Genomic DNA, 18,869 nt, shown 5'->3' on the forward strand with positions numbered 1-18,869 from the left:
CTGTCAGTCCGCAAGACGGACGGTGAAGAGCCTTTCCAGCCCGGGCAGCGGGTCGGGATCGGACGGGTCGATGGTCAGGTCCAGGCCGTCACACGTCAGCTCGATGGGCGCCACTTTCCCGCCCTCGTCCTCGTCCTCACCCGGATCACCGGGTTCCTCGGGGACTTCCGGCTCCTCGCCCGGCTCTTCGGGCCCGAGCTCGCAGCGGGGCTCGACGACCGCCGTCGCGGTCGCCTCCCCGTGCTCCTCGTCGGTACCGGGGATCACCGACGCGCCGACGGTGTAGCGCGTCCTGACCTTCACGGTGAAGCCGTTGTGGGGAAAGGAGGCCCGGTCGCAGCTCACCACGTCCGACCGGTTCCGGTCCGCGAACCGCTCCGCCTCCTCACAGCCGCCGGCGGTGCCGAACCGGCTGCCGCTGAGCAGGTCCTCCCACTGGTCGGGGTCGAGGAGGGCGGCGAGCAGACCACGGCCGAGCTGGTCCCGGGCGTCCTGCGCCGCCGCGAGGGCCGCGGCGTCCGCGGCGCCCTGGGCGCCGTTGCGGGTGGCCGCCGCCTGGCCCACGGCGAAGAAGGCGAACGCGAGGAAGAGCAGGCTCGCCACCACCACGATGTAGATGGGGAAAGCCTGCCCTCGGTCCTCCGACGAGCGGTGCCGCAATGCGGTCAGCCGGCCTTGATCTTGTCGACCTGCTCGTTGATCTTCTGCGTGATCTTGCCACCGATGCCGGTACCGACGATCGCACCGATGATCACGACGACCACCATGATGATGCCCAGGTACTCCAGCGCGGTCTGACCGCGGTCGAACGGGTGGGCGTAACGCTTCCGGAACTTCTCGATGCCGGTCTTCGCCCAGTGGCCGGCGTGGACCCGGGTGGCGGCGTAGGCCTGCAGCATCCTGTCGTTCATCTCGGTCCCCTCCGAATTCGGCCGACCGCCCGTCGGCCGGCGCACAGGTCTCCGTGTGGTCGCCCGCGCTTCCGGCTCCGTCCCCGCCGGTCCCGCTCACGACACCGGGAACGTATGCCGCGGGAGGGGTGGGGGTGGAGGGTCCCAGGGCCCAACGGCGGGCCCAAAGGCGCCTCTGGGCCCCCTCCGCTCCCCGGCGGGCCCCCGGTGCCGTCTCCTCGTCAGCCATGACCGGTCCTCCCCCTTCCGATACCGGTGCGTGCCGTGCCCAACCAGACCGCGATGGCCTCGCTGCGGCTGGCGGCATGCAGCTTGGCGAAGATCCGGTTGATGTGGTTCTTGACCGTCTTCTCGCTGATGAAGCAGGCGGCGGCGATCTGCGGATTGGCCATGCCGGACGCGATCAGCTCCATCACCTCCGCCTCCCTGGCGCTCAGCCCGAACCGCTCCGCCCTGGACATGCCCGGGACAGCATCAGACTGTGCCACAAGAGATTGCTCCTGCGAAGCATCTGGAGAGGAATATGACGCATTCGAAACCACGTCTTCCCCCCTCGTATACCGGCGGCTTGGCCACAGATGGGCACTTTGCTCCGGGCCGCCATGTGCGAGTGCACTCTGTTGCCCCGGCCCCGTGGACAGGTGGCCCGCACCCGTGGGCGCCGTACCGAGACCGTCGGGCAGCGGCCGCCCCGGAGCGGCCGCCGTGCCGCGCAGGCTGGCCAGGAGCGCGGTGGAGGCCGTGGACGTGAAATGGGCCCGGCCCTCCCTGGTGTCGCGGACCGCCGAGACCAGCTGGTCGGCGGTGAACTCGCCGTGGACCAGGTAGCCCCCCGCCCCCAGCCTCAGCGCCTCGTGGACGACCTCGCTCTCGCGGCTGTAGGTCAGCATCAGCACGGGCGCCATACGGACCAGGTGGGGCAGCGCCGAGATGCCGTCGACGCCCGGCATCCGGACGTCCAGGAGCACCACGTCGGGCCGGTGCCGCCAGGTGGCCTCGCAGGCCTCGCGGCCGTCGGCCGCCTCGGCGACCACCCGGATGTCGTCGCGCCCCTGGAGCAGGACGGTCAGTCCCGCCCGCACGACCGGGTTGTCGTCGGCCACGACGACGCGCAGGGGTGCGGCCGCCGCCGGCGGGGGCATCGGCGGCAGGGGGTCGGTCGGCGGCGGAGGTGGGGGGACACGGTCCGGTGCGTGCCCCTGTCGGGGGTCCGCGCTGTACTGGGACGCGGAGTGGTGCCGTCCCGGAGCGCGGGAGACGTCGTCCGGCATCGTGCGGCCTCCTCTCGGGTGTGGGGCGGAAAGCGTGCGTCAGGAGCGGATGTACCGGTATTGCTGTGCGATGGCCGCCAGGCCCTCCGGCAGCAGGGCGGCCAGTGGCAGGTCGAGGCGCACCTCGGTGCCGGTGGGCGCCCGCCCCCTGCCGATGCGGATGCGCGCGCCGATTCCCGCGGCGCGCTCCACCATTCCGACGAGGCCGAAGTGCCCCGCCTGTCTCAGCTGTTCCAGGTCGGTGCCCGAGGGCAGGCCGCGGCCGTCGTCGTAGACGCTGATCCGCAGCGCGTCGTCGACGACCCCGGCCGAGACGTCGACACGGGTGGGCTCGGCGTGCCGGCGGGCGTTCTCCATCGCCTCGGAGACGATGGTGAGCGCCTGCCTGGCCACGGCCTGCGGAATCGGCGGTACGGGCACACCGTCCAGCAGGCGGAAGGCGGCCTTCACCCCTGACCGGCGTGCGAAGTCCGCCGTCCGGGCGGAGAGTTCGCCGACGATGTCCACCCCGCCGTCCAGGCCCGACTCGCGGCGGAGGTCGGACAGCAGCTCGCGGGACTCCACCGCGGCGCGCCGTGCCGAACGGGCGACGAGCCCGGCCTGCCGTCTGAGGGTTTCGGGGTCCAGGCGGTCGGCGGACGCGGCCAGGCCGTCCGCCGCCAGGGCGAGGCCGTGGAGGGTCTTGGCGACGGAGTCGTGCATCTCGCGTGCCAGCCGTGCCCGCTCGTCCTCGACCGCCTCGGTGACGGCCAGCCGGGCGCGTGTCTCGGTGAGGGCCTGGCTGGCCGCGCCGAACCGGAGCATGAGGTTGCGGAGGGTGATGCCCATCGCCCCCGCCAGGACGCAGAAGCCGGGGAGCAGCAGGGCGTCGCCGGCCGCGGTCTCCGGTCCGGCGTCGGCCACGTGGACGACGACGACGATCAGGGACTGGAGGGACGCGAAGACGCCCGCGCCGCGGCCGCCGTACGCCAGCCCCGCCAGCAGCGGGGTGCAGATGGTGACGTAGGCGAGCGTCGATTCGGGCGAGGCGGTGACCAGCAGCAGGGCGCCGAAGAGCATGTCGACGGCGAGCAGGGTGGGGTGTCTCAGGAGCAGCGGACCGAAGCGCTCCCAGTCGCGGAAGAGGACGTAGGAGCCCATGAAGGTGACCAGGACGGCCGCGCCGACCAGGTAGGTGGGCGTGCCGGGCGCGGTGGCGGCGAGAGCGATCGGCGAGGCGATGGCGATCATCGCCATCCGGAACCCGAAGACCTGGCGGCCGAGTGCCTGCAGGGCGTTGACCTGGAGGGCGAGTGCGGGCACGCCCCCGGGGGCGGCGCCCGTTCCCGGTCCGGTGCGCGGATCTCCGGCCGGACCGCCTCGGAGGATGCCGGGTCGGGGGATCATGGGCCTGACATTCCCGTGCACACGTCAGCCTCCGATCGAGCTGAAGTCGGCGTTGGCTCCGTAGACGAAGGTCGCCACGAGAAGGATCATCGTGGCCGGGACCATGATCGAGGTGATGGCGAGGGTGGCCTTCGGCACGGCCTTCGCCGCGCGGCGGCGCGCGTTCTGCGCGTCGGTGCGGCGCATGTCGTTGGCGATCTGGATCAGGGTGTCGACGATGGGGGAACCCAGTTCCTCGCCCTGCTGGAGCGCGGTGACGAACTGGGCGACCTGCTCGGAGTCGTTCCGCCTGCGCAGTTCCTCGAACGCCTGGCGGCGGCTGACGCCCATGTCCATCTGGCGCAGGGTGATGCGCAGTTCGTCGGCCCAGGGTCCCTCGTACTTGTCCGCGACGCGGTCGAGTGCCTCGCGGAAGCCCAGTCCCGCGCTCACCACGACGGCGAGGACGTCGAGGAAGTCGGGGAGGGTCCGTTCGATCTGGTCCCTGCGCTGGCGGATGGCCGCGTAGAGGCCGACCTCGACCCAGAACAGGCCGAAGGCGACCATGAACAGGGCCAGGAAGGGCTGGCCCCGCAGGATCATCGCGAAGGCTCCGAGCGCCCCGAGGAATCCGTAGACGGCACGGCGCGCCGCGTAGCGGTCGAGCGTGAGTCCCCCGGGGTTGCCGGCGAGGTCGATCCGGCGGCGGACCTTGTTGACCCGCTTCGGTCCCATCATGCGCAGCACCGCGGGCGCGTAGCGCATGCCGAGCCGGTCGACGGCCGAGCCCACCGCGCTGGTGCGGGTGGCGCCGACCTCCAGGGCCACGGCGAGGTCGCCGGGGAGCTTGGCCTCGGCGCGGTAGAGCCGGACGCCGGTGAAGGCGCCGTAAACGCAGAGGCCGATCACGAACGCGAGCAGCAGTCCCATGGCGGTGTGCGCACCTTCCTCAGACGTCGATCTTGGACAGGCGGCGGATGACGAACACACCGACCCCGTACAGCACCAGGGCGACGACGACCGCGGTCTGGCCGAGGAACGCCGACGTCATGCGCTCGATGGCGCCGGGCATGACCCGGTCCATGAGGAGCAGCGCCCCCAGCCCCATCGCGGGAACGGCGTAGGCGGTCATGTTGACCTGGGAGAGCTGGGTCTTGACCTCGCGCCGGGTCTCCTTGCGCTCCTCCAGCGTCTCGGTGAGGTTGCGGAGGGAGCCGACGAGCGTACCGCCCGCGCGGTTGGAGAGGACCAGGGTGGTGACGAGGACGACCAGCTCGCGGGAGGGCAGCCGGTCGGCGAGTTCGCCGAGGGCGTCGTCGACGGAGTGCCCGACGGCCAGCCGGTCGGCGACCCGGCCCAGTTCCTCGCCCGCCGGCGCCTCCAGTTCCTCGGCCGCCATGCTCAGGGCGGTGCGCAGCGCCAGCCCCGCCTGGGTGGCGTTGGCGAGGATGCGGGAGAGTTCGGGGAGCTGGTTGATGAACTTCTCGATCCTCCTGTTGCGCTGCCAGTTGAGGAAGCCGACGGCCGCCCAGATGCCGAGGAGACCCGCGATGGGGCCGAAGAACGAGGCGAAGACCGCCTGGGCGGCGAACCACAGGACCGCCACACCGGCGACCATGTAGACGAAGAACTCGCCGGGCGTCAGGTCGAGGCCGGTGGTGGCCAGCTTGGACTCGATCCTCCTGCCGATGCCGGTCCTGCGCAGCCGCCGGTCCAGGCCGCGGAACCGGCGCCGCCGGCCGGCGGCGTGCGTCCGGCCGGTCTGCGAGAGGCGGTCCACCAGGGCCTGGCGCTGGGCCCTCCCCGAGGCGTAGGCATGCACGCCCATGACCGCGAGCACGCAGGCGAGCAGCGTGGCGCCTGTCGTCAGCAGCGTGAGATTGTCCATGTCAGTCGTGTGCCTTCTTCGCAGGGGCCGGGCGTCCTACTTGGCTTCCCGGGCGGCCAGTTGTTCCTCGGAGTCGGCGACGCCGAAGGCGGGCGGGATCGGCTCGTTCGCCATGCGGAGCCGATCGGCGACCCGGCGCGGAAGCGGGTGGTACTCGAACGCGCCGTGCACGACGCCGTCCGCGCCCATGGGCCGGGCCGCGAAGCGGCAGACGGTCACGATGCGGTACTCCTCGCGCCCGTGCGAGTCGAGGATGGCGATCTCGCTGATCCTGCGGGAGCCGTCCGCGAACCGGGAGAGCTGCACGATGCAGTCCACCGCGCTGTTGATCTGGTCCCTGAGCGCCTCGTAGGGGACCTTGACCTCGGACATGGAGGCCAGCGTCTGGAGGCGCATCAGCGCGTCCTCGGCGTTGTTGGCGTGCACGGTCGCGAGCGAGCCGTCGTGGCCCGTGGACATCGCCTGGAGCATGTCGAGGGTCTCCCCGCCGCGGACCTCGCCGACGATGATGCGGTCGGGGCGCATGCGCAGGGAGTTGCGGACCAGGTCGCGGATGGTGATCCGGCCCTTGCCCTCGACGTTGGCGGGGCGGCTCTCCAGGCTGATGACGTGGTTCTGCTGGAGCTGGAGCTCGGCGGCGTCCTCGATCGTGATGATGCGCTCGCCCTCCGGGATCAGCCCGGACAGGGCGTTGAGCAGTGTGGTCTTCCCGGAGCCGGTCGCTCCGGAGACGATCACGTTGAACTTGGCCCGCACCAGTCCCGACAGCAGCATGAGCATCTGCTCGTCGAGCGACCCCAGGCCGATCATCTCGTGGAGGGTGAAGGCGCGGGGGAAGCGGCGGATCGTGAGGGTGGCGCCGGTGAGCGAGAGCGGCGGGATGATGACGTTCACGCGCTCGCCGGAGGGGAGGCGCGCGTCGACCATCGGGTTCGACTCGTCCACGCGGCGGTTGACCGTGGAGACGATCCGCTCGATGGTCTGCATGAGCTGCTCGTGCGAGCTGAAGCGGATGGGCAGCAGCTCGACCCGGCCGGCGCGCTCCACGAAGACCTGGTCGGGGCCGTTCACCATGATCTCGGTGATGGAGGCGTCCTCCAGGAGCGGTTCGAGGATGCCCAGGCCCAGCGCCTCGTCCACGACGCGGCGGATGAGCATCGCGCGTTCGTGCGTGGACAGGACCGGGCCCTCGCGGCTGATGATGTGCCCGAGCACGCGCTCCAGCCGGATGCGCCGTTCGGCCGCGGCCAGCGAGGACATCTCCGCGAGGTCGATCTCCTCCAGGAGCTTGGCGCGGTACACCGCGACGAGGTGGCTCTCCTCCTGCTGCCCATGGGGCGCCTCGGGAGCGTTGATGCGCGCCCTCAGGCTCATGTCCGACTCCTCCAGGTGGAACGGGTGGTGATGCCGCCGGTCAGTCGTCGTGGGGCATGGTCGTCCTCTTCTCCGCCTCGCCGAAGTCGTCGATGCCCGGGATCACCGACGGGATGGTCACCCGGGCGGTGACGGTCACCTCGTCGGCCACCCGGTCGATCCGGAAGGCGGCTCCGTCGGCGAGCCAGTCGCTCATCGCCTCGCGGCCCGCCCGCTCGTAGGACATGCCGGGCCGGTCCTGTGTGGCCATCCGGGCCGCGGCGCGCGCGGCCGTGCCGGCCTGCTGCGCCGTGTAGGCGGCGACGCCGAGCTGCACCACGGCGAAGGCGAGGACGAGCAGGACGGGCAGGAAACCGGCGAACTCGACCAAGACCTGCCCCCCGTCCCGTGCCCGCGGACGTCCGCCCGCGGTGCCCGCCGTCTGCGGGACGCCTTCCGCTCCCCCGGGTGTTCGCATGGCCCCTCAGTCCTCCTCCTCCGCCGCTCCGGCGGAGCCGGAGACCGTGAACGGGAAATCGACGCTGCCGGGGAAGAGCACGGGGACCTTCAGGTCGACCTCGGCCTTCACCAGGCCCGACTCGGTGCGGCAGGCGGTGGCGGCCCCGGCCCGCCAGCTCTGCGGGAGGTCCTCCTTTGCCGCCTCCTCGCACCGCGCCCCGCGTTCCCCGGAGTCGGCGACCGCGCCCGCGCGGGCCGCCTCGTCCGCGGCGTTCCCCGCGAGGGTGTAGGTGTAGCCGAGCAGTGCGCACTGCCACAGCAGCACCAGGACGACCAGGATCAGCGGCAGGATGCCGGCGAACTCGACCGAGACCTGGCCGGCGTCGCCGCGGCGGCGCCGGAAGACCAGTGATCCCCGGTCCCCGTACCGGCCTCCCCTGCCGCCCCTGCCCGTCTGCTGCCGGGCGGCGTCGACCAGGCCGAGCTCGCCGGCCAGGCCCCACATCGCCTGTTTGACGGTGCTGCGGCTGTCGAGGTCCTGCACGCGGCCGGCGTCGACGGATCCCTGCAGTTCCTTGAAGTTGGGCGGGATCGCGCTGCGGGCGACCCTGGTGCCCACGACCCGCTCGACCAGCGGCGGCTGGATCTCGGTGTTGCGGGTGGCGCGGTTGACGACCGCGACCACCTCCTCCGCCTTGCGGATCTGCAGCCGGTCCCACAGCCGCACCATCCGTTTGGCCGCGCGGACGGACACCACGTCGGGCGTGGTGATCAGGACGGCCGTGTCGGCCATCTCGACGACGGCGGCGTTCGCGCCGTTCATCTGCGTGCCGCAGTCGACCACCACAACCTCGTAGCGCGACCGCAGGGCGCTGACCACCTGGCGGGCCGTGCGGTCGTCGACCTCCTCGCCGCGTTCCCCCTCGCCGGGCGCGAGCAGCAGTCCCAGTCCGGTGGGGTGGGTGAAGACGGCGTCCTGGAGCACGCGCGGCGAGATGTCGCTGATGCCCGCCAGGTCGGCGATCGAGCGGCGGAACTGGACGTCGAGGTACGAGGCCACGTCGCCCGCCTGGAGGTCCATGTCGACCAGGGCCACGCTCCTGCCCGAGGCGCGGGCGGCCAGCGCCACCTGTACGGCGACGAGGGTGGTGCCCACGCCGCCCTTGGCGCCGGTGAACGTCACCACGGTCCCTCCGGGGCCGGTGGGGGCGTCGCCGCCGGAGCCCAGGTGGCGCCGGACGCCCGCCGCCCACGTGGACACGGCGGATATCCGGGCCGAGAGTTCGTCGTACGACAGCGGCAGGCCGACCAGTCCGCGCGCGCCGGAGTCCATGGCCGCCGAGTACAGTCCGGGGCCGGTGTCCGCGGTGATCAGGATCACCCCGACCGCCGGGAAGCGCAGCGCGACCTCCCGGATCAGCTCCAGCGCGGGGACCGGCCCGATCCGCTCGTGGACGAGCACGACCTCGGGGAGGTCGCCCACCGACTCGCCGGCGAGCGCCGCGAGGGTGTCCAGGAGCACGGTGGAGTCGCCGACCGGCTGGGCCGGCTCGCTGTCGGGGAGCTGGCTCAGCAGCGTGGAGACGGACCGGGCCGCGTCGGCGTCGCCGACGGCCGGGAGGATTCGTGTGACCATCCGTTGCCTCACCTGTCTCCGACGAGGGTGTAGGTGCGTTCTTCCTCGGGAATGGCTGCGTCGCTCCCGGGTGCGACGAGGGCCAGCCGGACGTTGACGGCGAAGGACTCGGCGAAGGCCACGCGCTGGGCGTCGAGCGTGTTGAGCGCGAAGGTGATCGGCACCGCCTCGGACTCCCGGTCGATGCCGTCGCCCTCCTTGGTGATGGGGGTGAGTTCCCCGACGTCGATGACACGGGCGTTGCTGACGATCACACGGGAGATCTCGTTCTCCTTCCTGTCCCGGAAGGTCGCGTAGATGTTGACCGAGGAGCCGGGCCTGATCTTGCCCGCGACGCCGGTGGCCGCGTCGATCATGATGGCGATCTCCTGCTCGCCCTCACGGAGTTCGGGCTGGTCGGTCACCATGTCGGTCTGGAGCAGCGACCCCTTCTTCAGCGGGTTCGTCGCGATCTTGCCGGTGAACTCGCCGGGGTCGGTGACCGCGGTGGGAGGCAGCCAGCGCTTCGGTATCCGCACCTTCTCCACCACGCTCTCGTCCAGGGCGCGGTAGGCCGGCACTTCCTTCGCCAGCCGGTATGCCGTGACCTCCGGGCCGACCTTCGACTCCACGTCGCTGATCACCGACAGGACGCCCGCGAAGGCGCCGAGGGCGCACAGGACGGACAGCAGCAGGAGGATGACGCCGCGGCGCTGGCGTGAGTTCATGGTTGCGGACTACCTCGTTCGGAGACGTTGGCGTTGAGCGGGTCGTGCGGGCCGCGCGCGGCCTGACCACGGGCTTCGGGTGTGCCTCCCGTGGCGGCGCACCTCAGTGCGCCCGGCCGGACGCGGATGCCTCCCGGTCGGCGGCGGGAGTGTCCGGGTGCTCCGGGGGCATCACCGGCGAGGAGCAGAACACGCAGCGGTCACCTATCAGTTCGAGGCCGCACCAGCGGCACTCGTCGCGCCGTACCGAGCCGACGAGCTGGTACAGGACGGAGATCTCCGGGATGGCCGCGGCGAACTCGATCAGCTTGCCGGTGCCCCACCAGCGCGGCGAGTCCTCCGGGAGGCGGGCCTCGTCCACTCCCGTCACCCGCCACTGCGGGGCGAGCGTGCCGGTCACCCAGTCCGAGGCGAGCCGGCCGGGGGCGCAGAGGAGCCGGGTGGGGAACTCCGGGCCGGGCAGCGTGTCGGTGCCGCCGATCCTGATCAGCCGGGGCGCGGGGGCGGCGAGCACTCCGAACTGGGAGCCGGGCACCCACGACTTGGCGTGCGACTTGAGGCCGACCGGGACGTGGTCGAGCCTGGTGACGGAGTTCAGCAGGGCCCCGGCGTAGATGTAGTGCGCCAGCAGGCGCGCGGTGGCGCCGAGGACGCCGGGGCTGAACCCGCAGACCGAGAGCCGGCGCAGCTGGAGGACCAGGATGGCGGTCGCCAGCGGCGGCAGGTCCGTCTCCAGCAGGGCGATGCGGTCGCTCTCCAGCATCGAGCGGACGGTGTGCAGCCGCCGTACTAAGGAGGCCGGGGTGGACGAGGGGTACAGCACGACGACGTAGCCGTGCTGCTCCGTGAGGAGTTGCATCTCGGCGAGGGCGGCGTCCAGCGGCTGTTGGTCGGGAGAGGAGAGCACATGCGCTGTCGGCGTGTGCTCGTCCGGCGGCGGCAGCACCAGATCGGCACTGGTGACAGCTATCACGGTGGGCATCCGAGTTCCCCGTTCAAAACTGCTTCGGTTTGCCGAGCCCTGCAACGACCCGTCAACTCAGCAGCTTATCCACGCCTTAAGCGGCAGAGAATACTCATTGGGAAGCGGTGGGGGCGCTCCTGCGGCTCGCGCCCGGCAAAGGTGGACATAGGGCGACAGAATGCCGCGCGGAGCGGCCACTTCACGCTCCCCCGGCGAGGGATCCCGGGGAATTCCGCGAAGATCCTTTTTCGCGGCTCTCCCGCCGGACGGAAAAAAGTTGAACCGTGAATTTATACGGTCGGTCACGTCGATCATCCCCGGCTCCGACCCTCCCCGGACGAAAATCCAGGTCCCCGGTGCGGCACCGGGCCGTACCGCCGGCCCGCCCCCGGAATCCGCCACTTTCCGTCACCGGACGGCCCTTCGGACCCGCCCTTGGGTCCAGGGGCCCACGCACCCCGCCCCCGCCCCGCCCCGTGCCCGCGCGCAGCCTTCCGCGCCCCTTGACATCCCCATTGGTCTGAACCATTCTTCCGGCCCATACGGTGGCCACCGTCTCCCCACGCGCGCCCACCCCCCAACGCACGGAGGCAGTAGTGGAAGGCACGACGCGAAGAGTCCGCAGGGACGGGAGAGCCGGACGGGCCGGACGAGGACGCCGGGGCCGGATCCGCACACGGATCGCCGCAGTGCTCGGCGCGGCCGCGGTCGCGGCCGGCACGGTGGCGTTCGGCGGGACGGCCGGCAGCGCCGGAGCCGCCGAGCCGAACCTGCTGAGGAACCCCGGCTTCGAGTCCGGCCTGAGCGGCTGGACCTGCTCCGCGGGCAGCGGCACGGCCGTCGGCTCCCCGGTGCGCAGCGGCGCGTCCGCCCTGAAGGCCACGCCCACCGCCGCCGACAACGCCCGCTGCTCCCAGACCGTGGCCGTCCGGCCGGGCTCCGAGTACCGGCTGAGCGCCTGGGTGCAGGGCTCCTACGTCTATCTCGGCGCGTCCGGCACCGGCACCACCGACGTCTCCACCTGGACCCCGGGCGGATCCGGCTGGCAGCAGCTGAGCACGTCCTTCACCACCGGCCCGAACACCACCTCGGTCACCGTCCACACCCACGGCTGGTACGGCCAGAGCGCCTACCTGGCCGACGACGTCTCCCTCACCGGGCCCGGCGGGGACGGCGGACCGGGCGACCCCGACCCCGAGCCCCCGGCCGCGCCGGGCGGGCTCACGGTCGGCTCGGCCACGTCCTCCTCGGTCACCCTCAACTGGAACACCGTCGCCGGCGCCACCGGCTACCACGTCTACCGGGACGGGCAGAGGGTCCAGTCCGTCCAGGGCACCTCGGCGACCGTGACCGGGCTGCGGCCCGCCACCTCCTACGAGTTCGCCGTCAGCGCGGTCAACGGCGCCGGCGAGTCGGCGCGGTCCGCCCCCGTCACCGGCAGGACCCGCGGCGAGGACGGCGGCGGCAGCCCCGGCGCGGGTGTGCCCAAGCACGCCGTGACGGGCTACTGGCAGAACTTCGACAACGGCGCGCGGGTGCAGAAGCTCCGCGACGTCCAGGACCGGTACGACATCATCGCCGTCTCCTTCGCCGACTCCACGGCCAGGCCCGGCGAGATCACCTTCAACCTCGACCCGGCCCTCGGCTACGGCTCGGTCCAGGAGTTCAAGGACGACATCGCCGCCAAGCAGGCCGACGGCAAGAAGGTGATCATCTCGGTCGGCGGCGAGAAGGGCAACGTCGTCGTCAACGACTCCGCCTCCGCCGCGCGCTTCGCCGACAGCGCCCACCGGCTGATGGAGGAGTACGGGTTCGACGGGGTGGACATCGACCTGGAGCACGGCATCAACTCCACCTGGCTCACCCAGGCGCTGCGCTCGCTGTCGGAGAAGGCCGGGCCGGGGATGGTGCTCACCATGGCGCCGCAGACGATCGACATGCAGTCCACGTCGACGGAGTACTTCAAGCTGGCGCTGAACCTGAAGGACATCCTCACGGTCGTCAACATGCAGTACTACAACAGCGGGTCGATGCTGGGCTGCGACGGCAGGGTGTACTCGCAGGGCTCGGTCGACTTCCTCACCGCGCTCGCCTGCATCCAGCTCGAAGGCGGCCTCGACCCGTCCCAGGTGGGGCTCGGCACCCCCGCCTCCACCCGGGGCGCGGGCTCGGGGTACGTCGACCCGTCCGTGGTGAACGCCGCCCTGGACTGCCTGGCCAGGGGCACGAACTGCGGCTCGTTCAAGCCCGCGAAGACCTACCCGGGCATCCGCGGCGCCATGACCTGGTCCACCAACTGGGACGCCCTCAACGGCAACCGGTGGTCGGACACGGTCGGCCCGCACGTCCACGCGCTGCCCTGAGGCGGCCGGGCCGCGGCGCGGGCCCGGCGGGGGAACCCCTCCCCCGCCGGGCCCGCGCCGCGCTCAGAGCAGCTCGTACAGCTCGTGGACGCACAGGACCACGAAGAGCAGCCCCGCCACCGTCAGCACGGTGTTGCTCAGCGCGCCGTTGCGCCACTCGCGCGGGGTGCGGTCGGAGTTGAGCAGCCACAGCAGGGTCGCGGCGAGGAACGGCATGAAGAAGGCGCCCAGGACGCCGTAGGCGACGACCAGGCCGAAGGGCTTGTCCAGCCACAGCAGGGTCATCGGCGGGAACGTCAGCCACAGCAGGTAGCCGCGGAACGGCCAGGACCGCTCGCGCTGCCCGCGGGCGACCTCCAGGACGGGCGGCTCGCCGCCGGTGCCCTGCGCCCGGGCGGCGCGGGTGCGCTCCACGAAGTCGGCGAACAGCAGGCTGACGCCGTGCCAGACGCCCACCACCGAGGAGAAGGACGCGGCGAAGAAGCCGACCAGGAAGAGGTTCGCGGTGACGGCCCCGAAGCGGTCCTCCAGGATCCCGCTCAGGTCCAGCAGGCCCCGGTCGCCGGAGGCGAGGGCGAGGTTCGCGGAGTGCAGCAGCTCGGCGCCGACGATCAGCATCGCCACCACGAAGATCCCGGTGGTGGCGTACGCGACCCGGTTGTCGAGCCGCATCATCGGGATCCAGCCGCTGTCGGTCCAGCCCTTGGCGTTGACCCAGTAGCCGTACGCGGCCATCGTGATCGTCCCGCCGACCCCGCCGATCAGCCCGAGCGTGTAGAACAGCGAGCCGTCGGGCAGGACGGGCAGCAGCCCGGCGAAGGCGTCGCCGAGGCGGGGCGTGACGCGGATCGCCACGTAGACGACGACCGCGAACATCACGCCGACGAAGACCATCATGATCTTCTCGACGATCGCGTACCGGTTGAACCAGACGAACGCCAGGCCCGCCAGCCCGCACAGGATCGCCCAGGCCCGCAGGGACAGCGTGCCGGGGAAGAGCGCCGCGAGCGGCAGCGCGCTGGAGGACATGGCGGTCGCCCCGTAGACGAAGCCCCACAGGACGACGTACACCGCGAAGTAGACCGTGGTCCACGCGCCCAGGCCGCGCCAGCCGTCGAGGAGGGTCCGGCCGGTGGCCAGGTGCCAGCGGCCGGTCGCCTCGGCGAGCGAGATCTTCACCAGGCAGCCGATGACGGCCGCCCACATGAGCGTGTAGCCGAACTCGCTCCCCGCCAGCAGGGTCGCCACCAGGTCCCCGGCGCCGACACCGGTGGCCGCGACCACGATGCCGGGTCCGATGAGCTTCCAGCTCGTCCCGCGGGCGGGCGGCGCCGCGCCGGCGACCGCCGCGTCCTCCCGTCCCGCCCCGCTCCCTCCGGGGGCCTTCCCGTCCGTCCCGCCCTCAGCGGCCATGTGCGACCTCCGTGTCGTCCCGTGATCGGCGTGGCGCATCCAACAGCGCGCCGCCGGCCGGCACAAGAGGACCTACCCGCCGCGGCGCCGGGAATGGCTCCGGCGGCACACCGGGCCGGCGGCCGCCCCGGTGTTCCGTTGACCGGGCTCCGGCCGGGGTGCTAGACACCTGCGGACCCCGGCTCGGCGCCGGGGCCGCCGCGCCCACCACGGAGTCGGAGTTCCCATGGCCGCCGAACACGTTCCCGAGCCCGTCGCCCGGCTCGCCGGGGAGGTCGTCGACCACCGGTTCAAGGGCCTGCCGCCGGACGCGGCCGGGCTGACCGTGGGCGCGCTCGCCGCCCAGCGGCGCTCGGTGTTCACCGGCGGCTTCACCACCCCGGTGCTGACGCTGTCGGCCGGCGCCCTGGAGCACAACCTGCGGCAGCTCGGCGACTTCTGCGCCCGCCACGGCCTGGCCTTCGCCCCGCACGGCAAGACCTCGATGGCGCCCGCGCTCTTCGCCCGCCAGCTCGCCCTGGGCGCGTGGGGCATCACGGCGGCCGTGCCCTGGCACGCCCGCGTCTACCGGGCCTTCGGCGTCCGGAGGATCTTCCTGGCCAACGAGGTGGTGGACGCCGCCGCGCTGCGCTGGACGGCCGCCGAGCAGGCGGCGGACCCCGGGGTCCGGTTCGTCTGCTACGTGGACTCGGTGCGCGGCGTGGAGCTGATGGGCGCGGCGCTGGCCTCCCCGGCCCCCGTCCGTCCCCTCGACGTCGTGGTCGAGCTCGGCGTGCCCGGCGGACGCACCGGCGTCCGCACGGCCGCGGAGGCGGCGCGGGTGGCGGACGCGGTGGCGGCCGTGCCGGCGCTGCGGCTGGTCGGGGTCGCCGGTTACGAGGGCGAGGTGCCGGACGCCGACGCCGGCCGGGTGCGGGCGTGGCTGCGCTCGCTGACCGCGCTGGCCGCCGAGCTGGACGCGGCGGGCCGCTTCGCCGCGCTCGGGCCGGACGAGGAGATCGTGGTGAGCGCGGGCGGCAGCGCGTGGTTCGACGTGGTGGCCGAGGAGTTCGCGGCCCTGCCCGAGCTCTCCCGGCCGGTGCTGCGGCTGCTGCGCTCGGGCGCGTACGTCTCGCACGACGACGGCCACTACCGCCGGCTGACGCCGTTCAACCGGATGCCCGGCGGCGGGTCGCTGCTGCCCGCGTTCCGGCTGTGGACCCAGGTCGTCTCCCGGCCCGAGCCGCATCTGGCGTTCCTCAACGCGGGCAAGCGGGACGCCTCCTACGACCTGGGCCTGCCCCAGCCGGTGGCCGTCCGCACCCCGGAGGGGGAGGTGCGCGGCGCGGAGGGACTGGAGGTGGTGCGGCTGGCGGACCAGCACGCGTTCGTCACCGTCGCGCCGGGCGCTGCCCTGGAGGTGGGCGACTGGGTGGCGCTGGGCCTGTCGCACCCGTGCACGGTCTTCGACCGCTGGCAGCTCGTCCCGGTCACCGAGCCGGACGGCACCGTGACGGACTTCGTCCGCACGTTCTTCTGACCCCTCGCCCCGGGGAGCCGCCATGGACCTCGTCCTGCGTGACGCGCGCGTCGTCGACGGCACCGGCGGACCCTCGTACCGGGCCGACGTCGGGATCGACGGCGGGCGGATCACGGTGGTCCACCGGGAGGGGGACGTCGGGCCCCGCCCCGGCGGACGGCGCGTGGTGGAGGCGGACGGGCTGGCCCTCACGCCCGGTTTCGTCGACATGCACGCCCACAGCGACCTGGCGCTGCTGCGCGATCCCGACCACTGGGCGAAGGTCGCCCAGGGCGTGACGCTGGAGGTGATCGGGCAGGACGGGCTCTCGTACGCGCCCGTGGACGAGAGCACGCTGGAGCAGGTGCGGCGGGCGATCACCGGCTGGCACGGGGACGGCGGGGACGTCGACGCCGGCCGGCGGACCGTCGGCGAGTACCTGGACCGCCTCGACCGCGGCATCGCCGTCAACGCCGTCAACGCCGCCTACCTCGTCCCCCACGGCACGGTGCGGGCGCTCGTGGTCGGCTGGGAGGACCGGCCCGCCACGGACGGCGAGCTGCGGCGCATGCGGCGCCTGGTCGCCGAGGGCCTGGAGCAGGGCGCGGTGGGGATGTCGTCCGGCCTGACGTACGCGCCGGGGATGTACGCCCCCGACGCCGAACCGGTGGAGCTGTGCCGGGTGGTGGCGGCCCACGGCGGGTACCACTGCCCGCACCACCGCTCCTACGGCGCGGGCGCCTTGGAGGCGTACGCGCGGATGGCCGAGGTGGCGCGGGAGTCGGGCTGCGCGCTGCACCTGGCGCACGCCACCCTCGACTTCCCCGTCAACGCCGGTCGCGCGCCCGAGCTGCTGGCGTTGTTGGACGAGGCGTCGGCGGACGGTGTGGACCTGACGTTGGACAGATGTCCGTACCTGCCCGGCTGCACCACCCTGGCGGCGCTGCTGCCGGGTTGGGCATCCGTCGGCGGTCCGGAGGCCACCCTCGCCCGGCTGCGGGACCCCGGGACGTGCGAACGCCTCCGGCACGCGCTGGAGGTGGAGGGTTCGGACGGCTGCCACGGGGTGCCCGTCGACTGGGACACCGTGGAGGTCTCCGGCACCGCCGATCCGGCCCTGGCCGAGTACGTCGGCCGGACGGTCGCGCGGTCGGCGGCCGAGCGCGGCGAGGAGCCGTTCGAGGTGGCACGGCGGCTGCTGTTGGCGGACCGGTTGGGAACCACCGTCCTCCAGCACGTCGGACACGAGGAGAACGTCCGGGCGATCATGCGGCATCGGGCCCACACCGGCGGCAGCGACGGCATCCTCGTCGGTGACCGGCCCCATCCGCGGGCGTACGGCACCTTCCCGCACTACCTCGGTCACTGGGTGCGCGAGACGGGCGTGCTGTCGCTGGAGGAGTGCGTGGCGCACCTGACCGGGCGGCCCGCCGCCCGGCCGCGGCTGCCGGACCGGGGGCTGGTGCGCGAGGGGTACCGCGCCGACCTGGTGCTCTTCGATCCGGAGACGGTGGCGGCGGGCGCGACGTTCACCGAGCCGCGCACCGCGCCGACGGGCATCCCGCACGTGCTGATCGACGGCCTGTTCGCGGTCGAGGACGGGCGCCGCACGGGCGTGACGGCGGGCCGTTCGGTGCGGCGCGCCGGGGCCCGGGCCGCTCAGGCGGGGGCGGGCTCCGGGTCGGTGCCGTCGAAGAGCGGATAGGTCCGACTGCTCACCTGCTCGGCCGCGTCGATGTAGTCGGCAAGAGCGGCGCGGGATCGGGCGAGTCTGTCCATCTGGTCGTCCAGCCGCCGCAGCCGTGACCGCATCGCGGCCAGTAATTCGGGACACCCCAGCAGTTCCGGGGCCTCTCCGACCGCACAGGGCAGCAGGTACGCGATGTCCTCGGAGGACAACCCGGCGCCCAGCAAGTGGCGGATCTGCTTCACCCGCAGTACGGCACTCTCGTCGTACTCGCGGTAACCGTTCGCGCCTCGATCCGCGTTCAGCAGGCCCTGGGCCTCGTAGTAGCGCAGCTGATGGGCGTTGACGCCCGTCCGACGACTCAGTTCCCCGATCCGCATGACAACCTCGCTTGACCTTCACACCGGTATCAACGTCGACGATGCTGCCATGAACAGAACCGATACACCCGTGACGGTCATCGGGCTCGGGCTGATGGGCCGGGCGCTCGCCGGCGCGTTCCTGGGAGCCGGCCATCCCACAACCGTGTGGAACCGTACGATCTCCAAGGCCGACCAGTTGGTGGCCGAGGGCGCGCGGCCGGCGCCGACGGTCGGCGACGCGCTCAAGGCGAGTTCCCTGACGGTCGTCTGCGTCACCGACTACCGGGCCGTGCACGAGCTGCTCGGCGCGAGCGATGTCGAACTCGACGGCACGACACTGATCAACCTGACCTCGGGCGACTCGACTCAGGCCCGGCAGACCGCCCGGTGGGCCGAACAGCGCGGTGCCCACTACATCGACGGCGCCATCATGGCCATTCCCTCGACAATCGGCACCGCCGAGGCGGTGATCCTGAACAGCGGACCACGGGCGGACTTCGAGGCGCACGAGTCGACACTCGCCGCGCTCGGCACCGTCACCCACCTCGGTGCGGACCATGGCCTGGCGTCCCTGTACGACGTGGCCGGCCTGGCCATGATGTGGAGCGTCCTGAACGCCTGGCTCCAGGGCACCGCCCTGCTCAGGACGGCCGGAGTCGACGCCGCGACGTACGCGCCGTTCGCACGGCGGATCGCGGCCGGGGTGGCCGAATGGCTGCCCGGGTACGCCAAGCAGATCGACAGCGGCTCCTTCCCGGCCGAGGTGTCGGCCCTGGAGACCGACGCGCGGGCCATGGCACACCTGATCGAGGAGAGCGAGGCGGTGGGTGTCAACGCCGAGCTGCCGAGATTGATCAAGGCGATGGCCGACCGCTCGATCGCCGCCGGACACGGCGGGGAGCAGTACCCCGTGCTGATCGAGGAGTTCGGCAAGCCCCGCGCGGACTGACCGACACCGACGCCGGGACCCGGGCCGTTCCGTTCGCGCCGGC

The 18,869-nt window shown here is 72.5% G+C and carries 17 protein-coding genes; 4 read left to right on the forward strand and 13 right to left on the reverse strand.

What is annotated here, in order from left to right:
- Positions 1 to 3: 3 nt before the first annotated feature.
- The 11 genes from ABD358_RS10435 to ABD358_RS10485 all read right to left on the reverse strand — a co-directional run bounded on the left by ABD358_RS10435 (position 4) and on the right by ABD358_RS10485 (position 10,572).
- Entirely contained in the window at positions 4 to 660 is a 657-nt protein-coding gene (locus tag ABD358_RS10435) for a pilus assembly protein TadG-related protein (RefSeq protein WP_344630627.1), read from the reverse strand.
- A 5-nt stretch (positions 661 to 665) separates the two neighbouring features.
- Positions 666 to 911, reverse strand: a complete 246-nt coding sequence (locus ABD358_RS10440; RefSeq protein ID WP_344630628.1) for a hypothetical protein — start codon at positions 909 to 911, stop codon at positions 666 to 668.
- Positions 912 to 1,132: 221 nt separating this feature from the next.
- A complete protein-coding gene (locus ABD358_RS10445; RefSeq protein WP_344630629.1) occupies positions 1,133 to 2,182 on the reverse strand; it encodes a response regulator in 1,050 nt (349 codons plus the stop codon).
- Between the two features lie 39 nt (positions 2,183 to 2,221).
- Entirely contained in the window at positions 2,222 to 3,568 is a 1,347-nt protein-coding gene (locus tag ABD358_RS10450) for a sensor histidine kinase (protein ID WP_344630630.1), read from the reverse strand.
- Positions 3,569 to 3,592: 24 nt separating this feature from the next.
- The gene (locus tag ABD358_RS10455; RefSeq protein WP_344630631.1) at positions 3,593 to 4,477 is read right to left on the reverse strand and encodes a DUF5936 domain-containing protein; all 885 of its coding nucleotides are present in this window, start codon (positions 4,475 to 4,477) and stop codon (positions 3,593 to 3,595) included.
- A 19-nt stretch (positions 4,478 to 4,496) separates the two neighbouring features.
- Positions 4,497 to 5,435: a type II secretion system F family protein gene (locus tag ABD358_RS10460; RefSeq protein ID WP_344630632.1), complete on the reverse strand. Its 939-nt coding sequence runs from the start codon at positions 5,433 to 5,435 to the stop codon at positions 4,497 to 4,499.
- A gap of 36 nt (positions 5,436 to 5,471) precedes the next feature.
- The gene (locus ABD358_RS10465) at positions 5,472 to 6,809 is read right to left on the reverse strand and encodes a TadA family conjugal transfer-associated ATPase (protein WP_344630633.1); all 1,338 of its coding nucleotides are present in this window, start codon (positions 6,807 to 6,809) and stop codon (positions 5,472 to 5,474) included.
- 40 nt (positions 6,810 to 6,849) lie between these two features.
- Positions 6,850 to 7,266 (reverse strand): TadE family protein, encoded by a 417-nt coding sequence (locus ABD358_RS10470; protein ID WP_344630634.1) that lies wholly within the window; start codon positions 7,264 to 7,266, stop codon positions 6,850 to 6,852.
- 6 nt (positions 7,267 to 7,272) lie between these two features.
- Positions 7,273 to 8,883 carry a CpaE/TadZ family protein gene (locus tag ABD358_RS10475; RefSeq protein WP_344630635.1) on the reverse strand — a complete coding sequence of 537 codons (1,611 nt, stop codon included), beginning with the start codon at positions 8,881 to 8,883 and terminating at the stop codon, positions 7,273 to 7,275.
- A gap of 8 nt (positions 8,884 to 8,891) precedes the next feature.
- Positions 8,892 to 9,590 (reverse strand): Flp pilus assembly protein CpaB, encoded by a 699-nt coding sequence (gene cpaB, locus ABD358_RS10480; protein ID WP_344630636.1) that lies wholly within the window; start codon positions 9,588 to 9,590, stop codon positions 8,892 to 8,894.
- Positions 9,591 to 9,693: 103 nt separating this feature from the next.
- On the reverse strand, positions 9,694 to 10,572 hold the full coding sequence (locus tag ABD358_RS10485) for a hypothetical protein (protein WP_344630637.1): 879 nt from the start codon (positions 10,570 to 10,572) through the stop codon (positions 9,694 to 9,696).
- A gap of 662 nt (positions 10,573 to 11,234) precedes the next feature.
- Here ABD358_RS10485 and ABD358_RS10490 point away from each other — a divergent pair.
- Positions 11,235 to 12,917, forward strand: a complete 1,683-nt coding sequence (locus ABD358_RS10490; RefSeq protein WP_425576296.1) for a chitinase — start codon at positions 11,235 to 11,237, stop codon at positions 12,915 to 12,917.
- 63 nt (positions 12,918 to 12,980) lie between these two features.
- Here the strand turns inward: ABD358_RS10490 and ABD358_RS10495 are convergent, their stop codons facing one another.
- Positions 12,981 to 14,330 (reverse strand): Nramp family divalent metal transporter, encoded by a 1,350-nt coding sequence (locus ABD358_RS10495; protein ID WP_344630639.1) that lies wholly within the window; start codon positions 14,328 to 14,330, stop codon positions 12,981 to 12,983.
- Between the two features lie 226 nt (positions 14,331 to 14,556).
- On the opposite strand from ABD358_RS10495, the gene ABD358_RS10500 reads away from it, so the two are divergent.
- Positions 14,557 to 15,849: an amino acid deaminase gene (locus ABD358_RS10500; protein WP_344630640.1), complete on the forward strand. Its 1,293-nt coding sequence runs from the start codon at positions 14,557 to 14,559 to the stop codon at positions 15,847 to 15,849.
- A gap of 22 nt (positions 15,850 to 15,871) precedes the next feature.
- Positions 15,872 to 17,533 carry an N-acyl-D-amino-acid deacylase family protein gene (locus ABD358_RS10505; protein WP_344630641.1) on the forward strand — a complete coding sequence of 554 codons (1,662 nt, stop codon included), beginning with the start codon at positions 15,872 to 15,874 and terminating at the stop codon, positions 17,531 to 17,533.
- On the opposite strand, the gene ABD358_RS10510 is transcribed toward ABD358_RS10505, so the two are convergent.
- Positions 17,488 to 17,895, reverse strand: a complete 408-nt coding sequence (locus tag ABD358_RS10510; protein ID WP_344630642.1) for a MerR family transcriptional regulator — start codon at positions 17,893 to 17,895, stop codon at positions 17,488 to 17,490. The genes ABD358_RS10505 and ABD358_RS10510 overlap by 46 nt on opposite strands.
- Positions 17,896 to 17,944: 49 nt before the next feature.
- On the opposite strand from ABD358_RS10510, the gene ABD358_RS10515 reads away from it, so the two are divergent.
- On the forward strand, positions 17,945 to 18,826 hold the full coding sequence (locus ABD358_RS10515; RefSeq protein WP_344630643.1) for an NAD(P)-dependent oxidoreductase: 882 nt from the start codon (positions 17,945 to 17,947) through the stop codon (positions 18,824 to 18,826).
- Positions 18,827 to 18,869: the final 43 nt, after the last annotated feature.

The organism is Streptomyces glaucosporus, from assembly GCF_039533345.1.
In the GTDB taxonomy this organism is placed as follows: domain Bacteria; phylum Actinomycetota; class Actinomycetes; order Streptomycetales; family Streptomycetaceae; genus Streptomyces; species Streptomyces glaucosporus.